Source organism: Metabacillus schmidteae (assembly GCF_903166545.1).
GTDB classification, from domain to species: Bacteria; Bacillota; Bacilli; order Bacillales; family Bacillaceae; genus Metabacillus; species Metabacillus schmidteae.
In genome coordinates this window covers 3,603,908-3,620,523 of the sequence record NZ_CAESCH010000001.1, presented here as the reverse complement: position 1 = coordinate 3,620,523, position 16,616 = coordinate 3,603,908, and the positions used below count along the sequence as shown (strand labels likewise).

Sequence of the window (16,616 nt, the reverse complement as noted above, 5' to 3'; positions counted from 1 at the left end):
CTATGGAAAAGAATTTTGTACATGGTCTCTAATGTCAAACCGACCCTTTTTTCTGTGTGTGAAAAATGAGATTGGAAGCCTTTAAAGAAGAGCTAAAAATAAATTAAATACCAGGACATATGAAACAGTTAATTAACTAATCAACTTTTCACTATTAAGGTTCTATTGAAAAACTTACCTTTTTGGCTTAATCCACCAATAATATGTCCTTAATGACCACGAATTTATATTTTTAAAAAAGTAAGATATAAAAAAGGCAAGTCATTAATTACCTTTTTATCATTAAGGCATAGGGGGGGTAATGTGAAGATCATTTTTATTTCACTAGATACGCTTAGGGCGAAGAATCTGGGGTGTTATGGGTATAAACATCCAACAAGTCCTTATATTGATCAAATAGCAAAGCAAGGAGTTCTATTTGAAAAAGCATATGCATCGGATATTCCAACAGAAGTTGCTCACACTTGTTTATTCACTGGAAAAGTTGGATTAACGACTGGGGTTGTATCACATGGTTCCCAATCGTCTAATTTACAAAAAGACTACGAATGGCTTCCAACTATATTAAGAAAAACAGGATATACCACAGCTGCTGTAGATAATTTATATCATTTAAAGGAATGGTTCGCCAGAGGATATCAATATTATATAAATACTATTGGAAAAACAAGATGGATTGATGGTCAGACCATTAATAATCTTGCGAAACCATGGATAAATGAACATAAAGATGAAGACTTCTTTTTATTTCTGCACTATTGGGACCCGCATACACCTTATTTACCACCTAAAGAATATATTCCGGAATTTTATGATTCTACTAAAAATCCTTATGATTTAACGAATAAAAGCATGGAGCCGGCGTATAATCACCCTGCATATCCATTTTTTAAGTATCACCACTTCGATTTACTGGGGAATATTACTGATTCAAATTATGTAAACGCTTTATATGATGCAGAAATTAGATATTTAGATGATATGATAAAAGATTTAGATGATTATTTATGTGAATTGGGAATTAAGGATGACACAATGCTTATCTTGTTTGGAGATCATGGAGAAAGCTTAACAGAGCATGATATTTATTGGGATCATTGTGGACTTTATGAAGCAACGGTGCATGTACCAATGATTATTCGTTGGCCAAGAAAAATACCAGAAGGTATCAGAGTTAATCGTTTAGTTCAACATGCTGACTTGATGCCAACCATTCTTGAAGCAATTGGTCATGAATTACCAGACAATCTTGATGGTAAGAGTCTCTGGCCATTAATTCACGGTGAGCATGAAGAACATCATTCTCAAATTTTTCTAAGTGAATGTGCTTGGCAAGCATCTAGAGGTATTCGGACCGAACAATATAAATACATCGAAACATATGATCCAGGTCCTTTTAGCCGACCTCCAACTGAGCTTTATGACGTAATTAATGATCCAAATGAAGAGAATAATCTTTCTCATTTGCTTCCTGGTCAAGTAGATAGATTTAAAAAGAAGTTGAATGAATGGGTAGAATCTAAACTTGATGACAGAGAAGACCCAATGTCAGTTGTTTTAAGAGAAGAGGGACTTCCTTTTAGAAGGAGGATTGAGAAGGTTCTCTCAGAATACGGGATGACATGGGATGAATGGAAAGCTAATCCTATACGACAAAAAATTGATTTCGGTGTAAAAACAAATAGCAGTAGTAAGTAGTAGAGATATAGCGCTAAATATCTGAATATTTTGCATTTTTTATTTAGTATTAAAGTGAATGCCAAAAATTAGGAGTGGATTTTATGAATAGCTTAAGGAAATTGGGTTTGATTTCTACTATTATTCTATTAATTTCATCAGTGCTTACAGGTTGTATCGTTCCTAGCTCTTCTCCAGAAGAAACGACAGAAACAACGGATGATGAAGAATTCAGTGGAACAATCACGATGTATGCGGGAACCTATAGTCCCAACCGGGTATTAAATGCAAATCAAAAGCCTGCAACGGAATTAAAAAAGTTGGCTGAGGAGTATGAGAAAGAAACAGGAATTAAAATTGACTTTATTAAAGGATTACCTGCGGATCAAGATTATATGACATGGGTTCGAACAAAGGCATCTGGTGGGCAATTACCAGATATTATTTGGAGCCAATGGTATGATGCGAATACTGCATTAGCAAAAGGAACACTTACAGATTTGTCAAAATACTTAGATCAGCCCAATCCTTATGTTGACAATAAACCTTGGAATGAACTTTTAAACCAACAAATTATATCTGATACGAAATCAGCGGATGGAAGTACTTATATCATAAATGGAGATTACGTTGGAACCGCAACTTATTTTAACAAAGAAGCATTTGAAAAAGCAGGTATCAAAGAAATGCCTACGACATGGTCAGAGTTTATTGAAGCATGTCAAAAATTAAAAGATGCCGGTTATATACCATTTGCATGGAATCTTGCTTCGACACCTACCGGAACAGATCGTATAACATGGTTAACTCGACTGTTTTTTACAAACTTCTTCGCTGATGAATAAGATGATCTGAGATATACAGGTAATGAGGGTATTACAAATCAAGACCAAGTTATTGCCATTAAAAAAGGTGTCTTCGGATCTGAAAATGAACAATGGATGGCGATTTGGCCTATTTTAAAAGACTTTTCACAATATTGGCAACCAGATTTCACTGGTGGTGATTCAAATGGACAAGGCACAATGCTTGCCTTTTTAACTGGAGAAGTTGGGATGTATTTCGATGGTTCTTGGGCATCACAACAAATTAAATCAGCAAACCCAGATTTTGAATGGTCATCTTTTAAGAATCCGTTTCCTGATACAGCAACTTCAGAATTCGCAACAGATTTTGACTCGTCTGCAGCCATTGGCGGTCCTAGTTCATCCTTTCAATATGCTGTACCGACCAAGAAAGCAAATAATACGTTAACACCAGCTAAAGAGAAGGCGATCGTGGACTGGTTAATGTATATTACGACCCCGGAGCATAATGAAGCAATAGTGAATGAATTAGGGGAAAATGTTCCTACTATAGCAGGTGCACAACCAATTGAAGAACTAACTGGTTTAACAGATCTTGCAAATCAACCTCTACAAAGTGTGTTTGGTGGAATCAACCTTGAAAAGAAAGAGCTTGATGCAATCTATCGTGCTTTCCAAGGATATATTCTTGGTGATACCTCACTAGAGGAGTTTGCTAAGGTGGCAGATACTGAAATGGAAAAGACAGCTGATTCATTGATCCAGCAAAACAACTGGGATTTATCAGAATACTTGGATGAATAATAAATAAACGAGTGCGGGCTAAACTTTTATCTAGGAATCTTTAAGCTTAACAATCGATGATAGTGAAAACTAGCCCGCTTTCTTAATGAAAGGAGAGATACTTGTGCCTGAAACAGTCCAGCAATTAGAAAAAAGTAATGTAATAACGAAAAAGAAAAAGTCAGGAAAATTGCGATATAATTGGAAATCCGGTTACGGTATGCTTATACCTTCCTTTATTCTACTAATTACGTTTATGTATTACCCTGCCTTAATCGCAATCGGCTTTTCATTTACAAATTGGGACGGATTTAACCAGCCTCAATTCACTGGTCTTCAAAATTATATTTCTTTGTTCAAAGACAAAATCTTTTTGATTTCCATGAAAAATGTAGGGATATGGACAATTGTTAAAGTCATCGTTGAATTGCTTGTTCCATTATTCGTTGCTGTCATCATCTTTCATTTGAAAAGTAAAAGAATGCAATATATTTACCGAGTATTATTTGTTATTCCAGTTGTCGTTCCAGGAATTGTTATGTTTATGATTTGGGGGTTTATTTATGATCCCAATGTTGGAGTTCTTAATACATTATTGAAAACATTAGGACTTGAAGGGATTATTCAGAACTGGCTTGGTGATCCAAACATTGCACTATATGCTTTGATGTTCGTAGGTTTCCCTTTTGTCGTCCCTTTTAATCTATTAATTTTCTATGCAGGATTACAGTCTATTTCAGAAAGTGTCTATGAATCAGCAAAACTAGACGGAATTACAAAGGTTAGGAGATTTTTTCAAATTGAAATTCCTTTAGTTATGGGACAAGTGAAATTAATTCTAATCTTAACGGTTATCCAATTACTTCAAAACGTAACGCTTCCACTAGTTATGACAAATGGAGGACCTGGTTATTCCTCATATGTTCCTGGGCTGTATATGTATTTTCTTGCCTTCCAAAACGGAGAATTTGGGTTAGGGATGGCTGTTTCTATGATCATTTTTGTAATTGTACTGATCTTAACTTGGATTCAGATGAAATTTATAAATCCAAGTACAGAATACAAAGCATAAGTAATGAAAGGAGATTACAATGCTCAAGACATTTAAGCAAGATATATGGAGCCATCTATTTCTCATTTTAATGGCATTTATTGCACTTTACCCGTTTTTCTATATGATTATTACTTCGTTTAAAACAAACGGACAGTTTTACAGTAATTTCTTTGGTATAACGTTTCCTTTGCATTTTGAAAATTATGCAATTGCATGGGAATCTATTGGTGGATATATTTTTAATTCTGTTTTTATTGGAGTAGTAAGTGTATTAATTATCATAGCCACTTCAGCTCTAGCGGGATATTCCTTTGCACGCTTACGATTTAAGGGGAAAAACTTCCTATATATGTCTGTTGTTGCCTTACTCATGATACCGGGATTACTTACATTAATTCCTCTTTTCTTACTAGTGAAAAGCTTTGGATTACTAGATTCCTATATTGGTTTAATTATTGCCTTCGCAGCTGGAGGCCAAGCCTTTACTATTTTTGTTTTTAGGCAATCATTTGCCTCCTTGCCGGAGGAGTTATTTGAAGCAGCACGTATTGATGGTTGTGGCGAGCTTCGTGTATTTTGGCAGATTGTACTTCCATTATCCAAGCCGATCATAGGTACAATGGCGATATGGAATCTTTTAGCCATTTGGAATGAGTATATGATGCCACTTGTTTTATTGAGCGATTCAAGTAAATTCCCAATAACAGTAGGACTGATTCAATTTGAAAGTCAATTTGTATCACAAACATTATATGGACCGATGTTTGCAGGGTACACAATTGCTTCGTTGCCATTACTCATCTTGTTCTTATTTACAATGAGGCTGTTTATGAAAGGATTAACTTCCGGTGCTGTAAAAATCTAACCTCTCAATAATATTGAGGTAATTACACCATGTAGAATTAATTGATAAATCTATGCTTAAAGTGTTAAATATCATGTTTGGCCTGAATGACCATTAAAGTGGCAGAATGAGCAATGAAGAACCTGGGTGGTTTTAGTTAATATTTACTCAAGGATCATTAATATATAGAAAGTAAAAAAATAGAAAGGAAATGGGGAATGTATATTGGCAGGAAAGTATACATGGATTATTCCAGATGGGTTTTTACAGCCCAAAAGTATGGGGGATCAAATCAGCCATGAGGCGGTTTGTGTATTAAATTTAACAGAAGATCATGCAGACATTCAACTGACATTTTATTTTGAAGATCGAGATCCCATGGAGTTGTTTTTCTCAGAATGTGGCTCAAAAAGAACACATCATATTCGGTTAGATAAATTAAAAGACCGTGAAGGTAATTTAGTTCCTAGAAATATTCCGTATGCAATAAAGGTAGATAGTAGTGTACCCATTATTGTCCAGCATAGCAGATTAGATACATCACAAGAAGCACTTGCTCTGTTTACCACAATGGGGTATGCGATCGAAGGGTAGGAGAAGTCGAAACCAATTGGTGTTTTACGTAGGCAGGTACGAGAAATGAAATGTTAAATGCTTAAATGGAGGATGAAGAAATGACGTTAAAAGTAGCAGTTGTAGGAATAGGGAACATTGGAAGTATACATGCTTCAGTTTATAAAGAAAATCAGAATACCGAAATTGTAGCAGTATGTGACATCCTGAAAGTAAAAGCAGATCAGGCAGCCAATAAATTTGGCTGTAAAGCATTCTACAGTGTTAAAGAGATGCTGGATAGCGGAATAGAGTTAGATCTTGTAAGCGTTTGTACAAAAGGTGAAGAAAATGGAAGTGAGCATTTTGAGCCAACAATGGAATTGTTGAACGTTGGAATTCCTGTACTTGGTGAAAAGCCGATTTCAAACAATATTGAAGAAGGCAGAAAAATGGTTGAGCTTGCCAGGCAAAATAAGATTCCTTATGCAGTAAATCTCAACCACAGGTTTACACCAGCTGCTGAAAAAGCGAAGGATTGGGTGATAAATGGCCGTCTAGGAAAACTCCATATGATCAATATGAGAATGTGGATTAACAATCCAGTAGAGAGCTCACCTTGGTTTCATTTACGCGCATTACACCCACACTCCTTCGATGTGATCAGATATTTCGGCGGTGATGTGAAAAGAGTTGGGGCGTTTATGATGAAGGGGGAAGGAAGACAAATTTGGTCAAACACTCAAATCATACTAGAGTTTGAGAATGGTGCAATTGGAAATTTAGTAGGAAGCTATGATGCTGGAGCAAGCTATGGGTTAGAACTATGTGAAGTAGTAGGCTCGAAAGGTCGATTTGTCCTTGAAGATGCATGTGAACAATTAACATTTTACCCAAGAACAAGTATTGAGACAGAAAGCTATCGTTATCTTGGAGGAATGAGATCATTTCCGGAAACGTTTAAATCACGTATTGATTCATTTATTAATCAGTTAATAGGCGGTGTTCCATATGATCAAGTGGATGGTTCAGGGGAAGATGCCTTAAAGGCACAGCAAATTATTGAAGCAGCCATTCTATCATTTGAAACTGGGTCAATCGTTGATGTAAAAGATGTAGAGTTAATTTCAGGAGGGATAAAATGATTAAACTTGGGGTAAATTCTGTTTTATTTAAGGATTTTGATTTTGCGACAGCTGCCAAACAAATTGCTTTGTGTGGATATGATGGAGTAGAAATTTCTGCTATAAAAGGAATGTGTGAGCATTTAGATTTAGATCGTTGGAAAGAGCAGGCAGAAGAATTAAAGTCGGTAATTCAGGAAAATAACCTAGAATTTCTGTCAATGGAGGTTGCTTCATTAGATGAAGATCGGCTGACCAAAGCTTTTGAGGCAGGAGCTGAAATTGGCATTCCGATCATTAATGTGGGACCTGGAGGTAAATCAGGAGTTGAGGGTGATCTTCAGCAGTCAATTGAAACTCTTTACCGATTATCAAAAAAAGCAGAAACCTATGGTGTCACCCTTTGTGTAAAAGCACATGTAGGTAATGCAATCTACAATACACCAACAACACTTCGAGCTATGAATGAAATTTCATCCCCATCATTTGGAATTGATATGGATCCAAGTCACATCTATCGCGGAAATGAAAATCCTGAAGAAGAGCTAACTAGAGTTATAGAAAGAGTGAAACATATTCATATTCGAGATTGTAAAGGCCGTTCTAAAGGTCCAGGGACTATCGAAAACCAAGCATGTGGACGGGGTGATATTGACCTTTTTGCCTATTGTAAAGCAATGGTTGATGGACATTACAGCGGACCGGTATGTTTAGAAGTAATCGGAGCGAATCAACATTCTTTAGAAGATGTTTCAATTGTAGCAGCAGAAAGCTATGGATATTTGAATGCATGCTTAAAAGCTTTAGGTGCAAGAGAAACAAACTTTGTTCAGAAAGGATAATGTGCTATGAAAAGAGGAGCAAATGTCATTCTTTTTGGGATTGATAGTCTAAGAAGAGATCGAATGAGTTCATATGGATACCATCGATTAACAACACCACATATTGATAAGGTAGCTCAAACAGGAGTGCTATTTGAAAACCACTTTAGCCCAAGTATTCCTACAACACCAGGATATGCATCAATGCTTACTGGTATGGATTGCTTCGGTACGGATGTTGTGGCACTTAGACATAAAGGACCGTTGGGTGAACATGTTCAAACTTTGCCAGAAGTTCTTAGTGAAAATGGCTATAACACAACATGTATTGGCTTTACTGGAAACCCTTCATCGAGAGGATTTCAAAAATACATTGACTATGAAGCTTGGCAACCTGATGAAACAGGACGTTGTCCCAAAGCGCAAAACTTAAATGAAGTTGCCATTCCTGAATTGAAAAGACTAGCAAATGAAGATAAACCATTTTTCCTGTTTTTAAGACATATGGATCCACATTCGCCATATTTACCACCAAATCCATACGAAAGAATGTTTTATGATGGTGATGAATGTGATCCCGCAAATGATTCCTTAAAAGAAATGAAGGAATTTAAACCATTCTCTGACTTTATTACATCTTGGATTCCGGAGGGGTGTACTGATTCAGAATACATTGATGCACAGTACGATGGTGCTGTAGCCTATATGGATGCTTGCATACAAACCATTTTAACATCTGTTGAAACATTAGGATTAGAAGAAGAAACACTTATCATCATTACTTCAGATCACGGAGAAACCCTAAATGAACATGATTGCTGGTATGATCATCACAGCCTATATGAACATAATCTTGTTGTACCATTAATCCTTAAGTATCCTGGGAAATTACCAGAAGGGAAAAGAATTACTGATTCTTCCTTAATAAAAGATATTATGCCAACAATAGTAGATTTGTTAGGTATAGAAACAAATATCTCATTTGATGGAAGAAATCTAATGTCTTTAGTCAGAGGGGAAGACGATGAGTTTAAACAGGAATCAGAATTCTATCTTACAGAATGTACATGGATGCGTAAACACGGCTGGAGAACACCGGAATGGAAGTTGATTATTGCGCTTGAACCAGATTTTCATTTTAAGCCGGAAGTGGAATTGTACCATCTCATAAAAGACCCAAAAGAATTACAAAATGTAGCTGAAGATGAGCCTGAAGTAGTCAATTTTTTAATAGGCAGAATGAATGACTATATAAATAAGCGAGAACAAGAGAACGGGCGGACAAATCCAATGTACACAAATCTAAATTGGCACGGTTTAGATCGAGGTCCTTTTAAAACATCAAAAGAAGCTTACGATTCAATGTATATAGGATCAATTAATACAGCACAAAAGCTACAAGAAAAGGAAAAAGAAGAACAACATTAATATGTTTATTTTTCTGAGGTGCTTCAATGATTTTTTTTTTTGAAGCATCTCTAAATGGAAAGGACGGGGGTATATTGATAAAGGTAGCTGTTGTTGGTGTAAATAATATCGGTAAGATTCATTGCCGCTATTATATGGAGAATCAAGATGCTAAGCTTGTAGCTGTTTGTGACTTAAATGAAGAATTAGCGAAAGCTGCGGCTCATGAATTTAATGTACATTCATATACAGATTTACATAAGCTTCTGGAAAAGGAGGAAATTGATGTTGTTAGTATAGCAACTGGTGGTAAAGAAAACGGATCTCATCATTTTTCCCCTGCCATAACAGCAATAGAGGCTGGGAAAGATGTGCTTGTTGAAAAACCATTGTCCAATTCTATTGAAGAGGCACGAGAGCTTGTCCATTTTGCGAAAGTTAATAATGTTCGATTAGCTTGTAATTTAAACCACCGATTTGTACCAGCAGCTCTTCAAGCTAAAAAGTGGATACAAAATGGAGACCTTGGAACTTTACTCTATCTTAATATGAAATTAACCATTGGGAACCCTAATGAATCAAGTCCCTGGATCCATTTAAGAGCACTTCATCCACACTCTATTGATGTAATTCGGTATTTTGGGGGAGACATTAAACGAGTGCAAGCATTTATGACAAAAGCTCCTGGAAGAAAGGTATGGTCTACCGCATCGATTAATTTAGAATTTGAATCTGGTGCTGTTGGGCATTTGACTGGAAGTTATGATATGGATAATGGCCATCCAATTGAATTTTGTGAAGTTGCCGGAAATAAAGGAAGATTTACGATAGATAATGTATATGAGAACTTAACATATTACCCTCACAAAAGCAGAGAATTGAAGGTTGTCCGCAATTCTGTATTAACTGGAATGAAAGGATTTAATGAAACATTTAAAAATAGAATAGATACATTTATTAGCGAAATAAAATGTTCTGTATCACCACAACAAATTACTGGGACTGGTTATGAAGCACTATGTGCTCAAGAGGTAATTGAGGCAGCCATTCGTTCTCAATTAGAAAATGGAGCTGTTATAGAGATTGGAAAATAATATAGTAACAAATGATCATTTTCATTTGACAGATTGACTATAGGAAAATGATGTTTAAAATTAAATGTAAGCACCTTCATGTACTGCTAGATAAACTTTCATTAATATTTTTATCTAGAGGGGGAAAATAAATGTCGGCAACTACATATCAGAGTAGTGAATATTTGAAGTCCAATGAATTTCCGTTTTGGATCCAAAGGTTTTATCATGATACTTTTAACATTCCTGCTGAACATTCACATGAATTTATTGAACTCGTATTTGTAGTTAATGGTCATGGAAGCCATATTTTTGAAGGCCAATCGTACATGCTAAAAACAAATGATATATTTATTATAAACCCTGGTGAAGTACATACATTTAAAATTGAAAAAAATGAATCCTTGGAAATTATTAATTGTTTATTTCTTCCTAGTTTAATCCAAGATTCATGGTTGAAAGAATTAGGTGTATCTCAATCAATGGATTATTTTTATATCCATCCCTTCTTAGATAAAAATGAGCGTTTCCATCACTTGTTAAACTTAGATGTAAGTTATTCCTCGAGATTATTGCATTTATTAGAGGGAATGATGCATGAATATAACAAAGAAAATTCATGTTACTCCACCTTAATACGACTACAGCTAGTAGAGTTACTCATCCTCTTATCTCGTATTTATAATGAGAGGAATTCCCAAAAAAGAAAGTCCCTTTCAAAGCAAGAAGATGGAAAACTATTGATTCAAAGAATTTGCGGATATTTAACCAGGAATTTCGACCAAAAGATCTCCATCCAGAACCTCTGTCAGTTATTTAATATTAGTCCACGCCACCTAAACCGCTTATTTAAACAAGAAACCGGACAAACCATCGTAGAGATGGTTCATAATATAAGAATTGAAAAAGCTAAACAGTATTTAGTAGAAACTGATGAAAAAGTGATTAATGTTGCCATAAGGGTTGGATATGATGATCCTGCATTTTTTAGTCGATTATTTCGTAGAATTGTTGGCTGTTCTCCTGGTAAATTCAAAGCAAGCAAAATGAATGGCGATATCTCAAAAATTTTAAAATAGGGATAAGAACGTAACACTTAACAGTACATACATTTAACAACGGATTTATAGCTTTTTATATATAAATTAGAAACACTCCTCATATTAAGAATTAAATTTTCAGCTTGGATTCAACTTTTTCATTCTTTCAAAAAAACTATTACTATAGAAAAGGAGTTCATCTTACATGGCAACCCTTCATTTAATGGTCGGTCTACCTTGTAGTGGTAAGACAACTTTTGCCCGGGAACTTGAAAAAAGATACTCCGCACTTAGACTTTCTCCCGATGAATGGCATACGAGACTAGGTCATGAATACGGGTATAAAATGACAGAGTTAGATGAGGAAATCCACAATGCTAGACATGATGCAGTGGAATCTCTTATGTGGGATGTCGCAGCAAGAGTTTTAGCTCTTGGTGTTGATGCTATTCTGGATTTTGGATTCTGGGGAAGATGTGAACGAGATCAGTTTCGTTCTCGTGCTAAAGAATTGGGAGCTGACTTTAGGATCCATTTTATGGATATATCAGAAGAGGTTCTGTTTGAACGTTTAAGGTCTAGGAATGCTCAGAAACCAGATGCAACTTTTGTAATACCAGAAGCTAAACTTAAGGAGTGGATGAAAATCTTTGAGAAGCCTTCACCAGATGAGCTTGAGTATTAAGCTTAAATTGACAATTATGAATGACATGTTGAGAACAACAACCGGTTAGGTTAATACAGGAACTGAGGAAGAAGAGCTTAATATTAAGCATATAGATGCAGTGCTTTAACTTAAACCAATAACTTAAATAATAAGATAAACCGCGGTATAACTGCTTGCGGTTTTTTATCATTTTTTAAAGTTTGACATCTTGAGAAGGACTTTTATTTATCATAAAATACAAACGTTTGTACTTATTTTATAAGGGTTTAAATTAGTCTAAAAATAATAGTTCAATTATCTTATTTTTGTATTCTTGGCTAATGAAAAATGAAAAAAGCGCCATTAATTTATAAAGTGATTAATAAAAATGGTTAAATTTTAACATTATAGTATATTTTTTAGTGTTTCAATTGTCAAAATTAGAAGATGTGTTTTTTGGTATAAAAGTAAAAAATATACATTTATTGACGATGTATTCTATGTGAAAATAATCGTACAATACAAGATAGGTTCATGTGTTATAGAAAGGACCCTGGTATTCACCTCAGTCCTCATACATTACGTCATACATTTGCTGCACACTTAGCTATTAAAGGAATGCCGTTACCATGTGTCCAAGATCTTTTAGGGCATGATAGTCCTCATCAAACACAGCTATATGCTCGGTTATATAGTCATGATCGAAAGGAAATGTATGATGAATGGATGTAATATAATGCTTTAAAGTAAAAAAGGAATTCCGCGTAAATTACATATTAACACAACTAAATCAGAGTAGATAAAAACGTCTCAAATCCTTGATAGTGATGGAATAAGGCGTTTTTTTATTATACCAGTAACTAACGATAAGTATTATTAACACGTATTAACTACAACTAAATTAGAGTAGTTAAACCGTCTCTGGGTTTGGAATAGTTTCAAAAGAATAATAGTGTGCAGTTCCCTTAAATAGCTAAAGAGTGATCTTCAGCAAATAGCAATTAGTAGAAAAAGAAAGCGCAAGCTCTTGATTTTTGACGAAGATTTGTTGGTTGAAAGAATTTTTACTCACCTTGAGAGACGAGTGAAAGAAAAAGTGTTAGAATATAGTCGGTACCATGCCTCCATCCATACGGATCGGAGAACCTTTAAAAGCGGATGCATAAGGGCTACATATAAAGGCAGTTAATCTACCTATCTCAGTTGGCCTGATAAATCGTTGGATTTCAGACTGAGGTAGATTTGTAGTCATAAATTCTTTCTCTTTTTCAAAAAAAGGCATACCTTCATTAGGGTACATCCCCTCAATTATTTGATGCACATTCTCGGAGAGTGTTGGTCCCGGCATGATCGTATTGACAGTAACTTCTTTTCCTATTGTTAATTTGGATAGGTTTTTTGACAATGATAATAGCATTGATTTTGTTATACAATATTGAGGCATTTGTCCAGAAGGCATAACTGCTTCTTCACTCGCAATAAAGATAACTCGACCAAAATTATTTTTTATCATTTTAGGTAAGTAAAATTTAGATAATCCATTTGCGGCAAGAACATTCGTACGGATATACTTTTCCCATACTTCATCGTCGATGTCCTCATATTTCATCATTTCATAAATTCCCATATTGTTAACTAAAATATCAATTTGGGGATGTTTATTAAATAATGCTTCCCTTTGTTGACGATCTACAATATCGGCAGTAGCGTTTTGAGGGAAGGTATTAGGGAACTCTAACTTCATTTCATTTACGATTCGTTCCACCTCTTCGTCATTTCGTCCATTAATTAGTACATGAACACCTTCTTTTGCAAGTTCAATGGCAATTGCTTTACCGATCCCTCTTGTTGATCCAGTGACTAAAGCTGTTTTATTTTTTAAATCCATATCCATGATACATTGCTCCTTTTCGTTTTTAAAAAATAATCCTTTTATATTGTAGTTATTATTAAGTTAGCCGGCTGTAAATACAGTGCCAAAAAGTAAACTAGTCAATTAATCAAGTTTAAACCGAGATGTTCAGTACGCCACTTTAAAGGAGTAGCACCTTCCCAAAGGTGAAAGGCGCGGTAGAATGAGTTTTGGTCTTCATATCCAATCAAAAAGGCGACCTCTTTAATATCAAGTGACGGGTCTGCCAGGTATTCTCTTGCCTGCTTATATCGAACTTTTGTTAACAAATGCTTGAAGCTCGTGCCTTCTTCAGTAAGACGCCGCTGCAAGGTACGATCGCTTATCCCTAACTCGCTCGCAATAGTCTGAATGTCAGGGCGACCTCCTGTTAGGCTACGTTTCATGATCCACTTGACCGTCTCAGTAATTGATGTGCTGCGAGCCTGCTCATTCAACGACTGTTCCAGTACGGGAGTCAGGATCTCCAGCAATTCTGCATTGTACGAGACAAAGGGACGATCCAGATCTGCTCGATGTAAAGTCAACCGGTTACAATTTGTACCGATCTGAATTTGGCAGCCGAAGTAATCTTCAAGTATCTGAAGGTCGCCGATTGAATCGGGAGAAATTTCGACGAACTTTGCTGTCAAAGGTTGACCTGTGCCCCGGCGTCCCAGCTCGAGTAGAAATGCCAACGTAATACCAATTAGAATGGGCAGACCGGGTTGCTCACTATGCAATGATTCTATTTCAATTATGCAGTTTTCACCTTCCTCGGTGATATGTATGCTTTCAGGAGGACACAGTTGTTTGTACCTGGCCATTCGCTTTAACGCATCACGATAGTCACGAGCATGGTAAGTTGCTAAGACAGTCGGGGGGAAATGATCTGTTTCAAAGGATGTCGCAAGCTTGATGATTCCTTTGGCAGTGTCATCAATGAGATCGGAATAAGCCTGCCAGATCGCGAAATATTGAGCTGTGGTGACAACTGGATCAGAAATAATGGTGATTGGCAATTGTGCTTTTCGAACCACCTCGTGGGCGACAATCCCCAATTGACGTAATCCTTCCCAAAATCCTGCCGGAATTTTAATATGATCAGAGGTATACAACGTCATATATATTGGCCTCCTTTATCTATTTAGATTAGTAGTTTTAAGCGTAATTTCTGTCCTTCTTTGCTAACGTTACAGTTTAATAGTACCTCTTAAGCGCTACCTTGTAACTAGCAATTGGTGACAAAGCACTTGCTAACTACGCCAAATGTAAGAAAAACGACAGACATAATATAAAAAATAAAATTTGTAATTACGGGAGAAATTTGTGGAGATCAAATAAATCTTTAGCTAAGCCAATAAATGTCTTGTCTTGTCAATTCCAGGGAATTTAATTGACCAGTTTCATAATAAGATAAGATAGGATCTATAAATATTTATGTCAAGCGGTTGACCTACAAAAAAGGATGAATCTTCTAAAGGTATAAACGTACCACTTTGCCCATGATATTGGCGGACCAGGATTAATACTAATTTTAATCATTGCCCTTATTATTTTCGGACCTTCTAAGTTACCGGAAATTGGAAGAGCATTTGGCTCAACATTAAGGGAATTTAAAAAGTCTACCAGAGATCTTGTAACAGATGACTCAAATTCAGAAACATCTAATAAGAAAGATAACTAACTAAATAATAATAGGAGATGTAGGTCCTCTCTTACATCTTCTTTTTCCTGGAGTGATTAGGTTGGAAGATCAAAACATGCGCTTAGTTCAGCACTTTGAAGAATTACGTAAACGCATTATTATCACTATAGTTGCCTTTCTGTTGTCTTTAGTCCTAGCATTTATATATGTCCAAGATATTTATCATGTGTTAGTTCAAGACTTGCCATTTAAGCTGGCTCTGTTAGGACCGAGTGATATCTTATTTGTTTATTTAATGATTGCATGCGTTGTTGCTATTACAGCTACTATACCAGTTGCTGCGCACCAAGCTTGGTTGTATGTACGTCCAGCATTAACACCAAAAGAACGCAGAGTTACCATCGCTTATATTCCAGCATTATTTACTCTATTTATATTAGGAATTAGTTTTGGCTACTTTATCCTATTTCCTCTTGTATTAAATTTTTTAATGTCGCTATCTAATGATATGTTTACTACTTTCTTTACAACGGAGAAATATTTCAAATTTTTGCTTCACATGACTTTGCCTTTTGGATTTCTGTTTGAACTTCCCGTTGTCATTATGTTTTTGACAAGTTTAGGAATTATCAATCCATACCGTTTGCAAAAAATTAGGAAATATGCATACTTTCTGTTAATTTTTGTTTCAATTTCGATTACGCCTCCAGACTTTCTTTCAGATATCCTGGTGGTTATACCTTTATTACTCTTATATGAAATTAGTATCAGCTTATCTAAATTAGTTTATAAAAGACAGCAAAGGACTAAAGAAGAAAATAATGAGGTATACAAAGAATCTGTTTAATAAATATAAAAGCTGATCCCTTAAAATAAGGTGAGGGAATTAGCTTAAAGATGTCCTTAAGTTTGCTTAACAGACTAAATTCGTATGCCCATAGAACAGCAACAAGACAATCATAGCCAGTGCTAAAGGAAAATGAATATCGAATAAAGTTAGAATAGAAGATTTTACACGAAAAAATAGAGAACGGTGAATTTGAGTACCTCAAAATTCATCGTTTTCATTTTTTATAGCTAATTATATCCCCAATCTCTTTTTTGTCCAGGTTTATATTTAATATAAAGTCCTACTTTCATTCAAAAAACAGCTAGATATTTGATAAGTCCTTTTACCTAATATTACACATCATATTGACAGAATGTATAATCAACTTTACTATTTTTATTGTTAACTAATTAATAGATTT

The 16,616-nt window shown here is 35.4% G+C and carries 17 protein-coding genes; 15 read left to right on the top strand and 2 right to left on the bottom strand.

All coding sequences use genetic code 11. The features are described 5' to 3' along the window. Window positions 1-303 precede the first annotated feature (303 nt). From HWV59_RS17580 to HWV59_RS17520, 13 genes are all read left to right on the top strand, one after another. A complete protein-coding gene (locus HWV59_RS17580; protein ID WP_175639661.1) occupies window positions 304-1,698 on the top strand; it encodes a sulfatase family protein in 1,395 nt (464 codons plus the stop codon). An 83-nt stretch (window positions 1,699-1,781) separates the two neighbouring features. After that, entirely contained in the window at window positions 1,782-2,522 is a 741-nt protein-coding gene (locus HWV59_RS17575) for an ABC transporter substrate-binding protein (protein ID WP_175639660.1), read from the top strand. A 96-nt stretch (window positions 2,523-2,618) separates the two neighbouring features. Next, window positions 2,619-3,287: a type 2 periplasmic-binding domain-containing protein gene (locus tag HWV59_RS17570; RefSeq protein ID WP_175639659.1), complete on the top strand. Its 669-nt coding sequence runs from the start codon at window positions 2,619-2,621 to the stop codon at window positions 3,285-3,287. 103 nt (window positions 3,288-3,390) lie between these two features. Then, window positions 3,391-4,338, top strand: a complete 948-nt coding sequence (locus HWV59_RS17565; protein ID WP_175639658.1) for a carbohydrate ABC transporter permease — start codon at window positions 3,391-3,393, stop codon at window positions 4,336-4,338. Between the two features lie 19 nt (window positions 4,339-4,357). Beyond that, entirely contained in the window at window positions 4,358-5,185 is an 828-nt protein-coding gene (locus HWV59_RS17560; RefSeq protein ID WP_102229143.1) for a carbohydrate ABC transporter permease, read from the top strand. A 204-nt stretch (window positions 5,186-5,389) separates the two neighbouring features. After that, window positions 5,390-5,758: a sensory rhodopsin transducer gene (locus HWV59_RS17555; RefSeq protein WP_102229142.1), complete on the top strand. Its 369-nt coding sequence runs from the start codon at window positions 5,390-5,392 to the stop codon at window positions 5,756-5,758. An 80-nt stretch (window positions 5,759-5,838) separates the two neighbouring features. Then, window positions 5,839-6,861, top strand: a complete 1,023-nt coding sequence (locus HWV59_RS17550) for a Gfo/Idh/MocA family protein (protein ID WP_175639657.1) — start codon at window positions 5,839-5,841, stop codon at window positions 6,859-6,861. Beyond that, window positions 6,858-7,682 carry a sugar phosphate isomerase/epimerase family protein gene (locus HWV59_RS17545; protein WP_175639656.1) on the top strand — a complete coding sequence of 275 codons (825 nt, stop codon included), beginning with the start codon at window positions 6,858-6,860 and terminating at the stop codon, window positions 7,680-7,682. Before HWV59_RS17550 ends, HWV59_RS17545 begins: the two co-directional genes overlap by 4 nt. 6 nt (window positions 7,683-7,688) lie before the next feature. After that, window positions 7,689-9,089 (top strand): sulfatase, encoded by a 1,401-nt coding sequence (locus HWV59_RS17540; protein WP_175639655.1) that lies wholly within the window; start codon window positions 7,689-7,691, stop codon window positions 9,087-9,089. 26 nt (window positions 9,090-9,115) lie between these two features. Further along, on the top strand, window positions 9,116-10,162 hold the full coding sequence (locus HWV59_RS17535; RefSeq protein ID WP_217708475.1) for a Gfo/Idh/MocA family protein: 1,047 nt from the start codon (window positions 9,116-9,118) through the stop codon (window positions 10,160-10,162). A 131-nt stretch (window positions 10,163-10,293) separates the two neighbouring features. Continuing rightward, on the top strand, window positions 10,294-11,220 hold the full coding sequence (locus tag HWV59_RS17530) for an AraC family transcriptional regulator (RefSeq protein ID WP_175639654.1): 927 nt from the start codon (window positions 10,294-10,296) through the stop codon (window positions 11,218-11,220). Window positions 11,221-11,386: 166 nt separating this feature from the next. Continuing rightward, window positions 11,387-11,866 (top strand): AAA family ATPase, encoded by a 480-nt coding sequence (locus HWV59_RS17525; protein ID WP_102229136.1) that lies wholly within the window; start codon window positions 11,387-11,389, stop codon window positions 11,864-11,866. Between the two features lie 456 nt (window positions 11,867-12,322). Beyond that, window positions 12,323-12,559: a tyrosine-type recombinase/integrase gene (locus HWV59_RS17520; RefSeq protein ID WP_321197505.1), complete on the top strand. Its 237-nt coding sequence runs from the start codon at window positions 12,323-12,325 to the stop codon at window positions 12,557-12,559. Window positions 12,560-12,926: 367 nt separating this feature from the next. Here HWV59_RS17520 and HWV59_RS17515 read toward each other — a convergent pair whose 3' ends face one another. Further along, window positions 12,927-13,721: an SDR family NAD(P)-dependent oxidoreductase gene (locus HWV59_RS17515; RefSeq protein ID WP_102229134.1), complete on the bottom strand. Its 795-nt coding sequence runs from the start codon at window positions 13,719-13,721 to the stop codon at window positions 12,927-12,929. 98 nt (window positions 13,722-13,819) lie between these two features. After that, window positions 13,820-14,842, bottom strand: a complete 1,023-nt coding sequence (locus tag HWV59_RS17510; protein ID WP_175639653.1) for an AraC family transcriptional regulator — start codon at window positions 14,840-14,842, stop codon at window positions 13,820-13,822. 386 nt (window positions 14,843-15,228) lie between these two features. On the opposite strand from HWV59_RS17510, the gene tatA reads away from it, so the two are divergent. Together tatA and tatC are read left to right on the top strand one after the other, a co-directional pair. Continuing rightward, on the top strand, window positions 15,229-15,405 hold the full coding sequence (gene tatA, locus HWV59_RS17505; RefSeq protein WP_175640105.1) for a twin-arginine translocase TatA/TatE family subunit: 177 nt from the start codon (window positions 15,229-15,231) through the stop codon (window positions 15,403-15,405). 76 nt (window positions 15,406-15,481) lie between these two features. Next, window positions 15,482-16,213, top strand: a complete 732-nt coding sequence (gene tatC / locus HWV59_RS17500) for a twin-arginine translocase subunit TatC (protein ID WP_407941640.1) — start codon at window positions 15,482-15,484, stop codon at window positions 16,211-16,213. Window positions 16,214-16,616 lie beyond the last annotated feature (403 nt).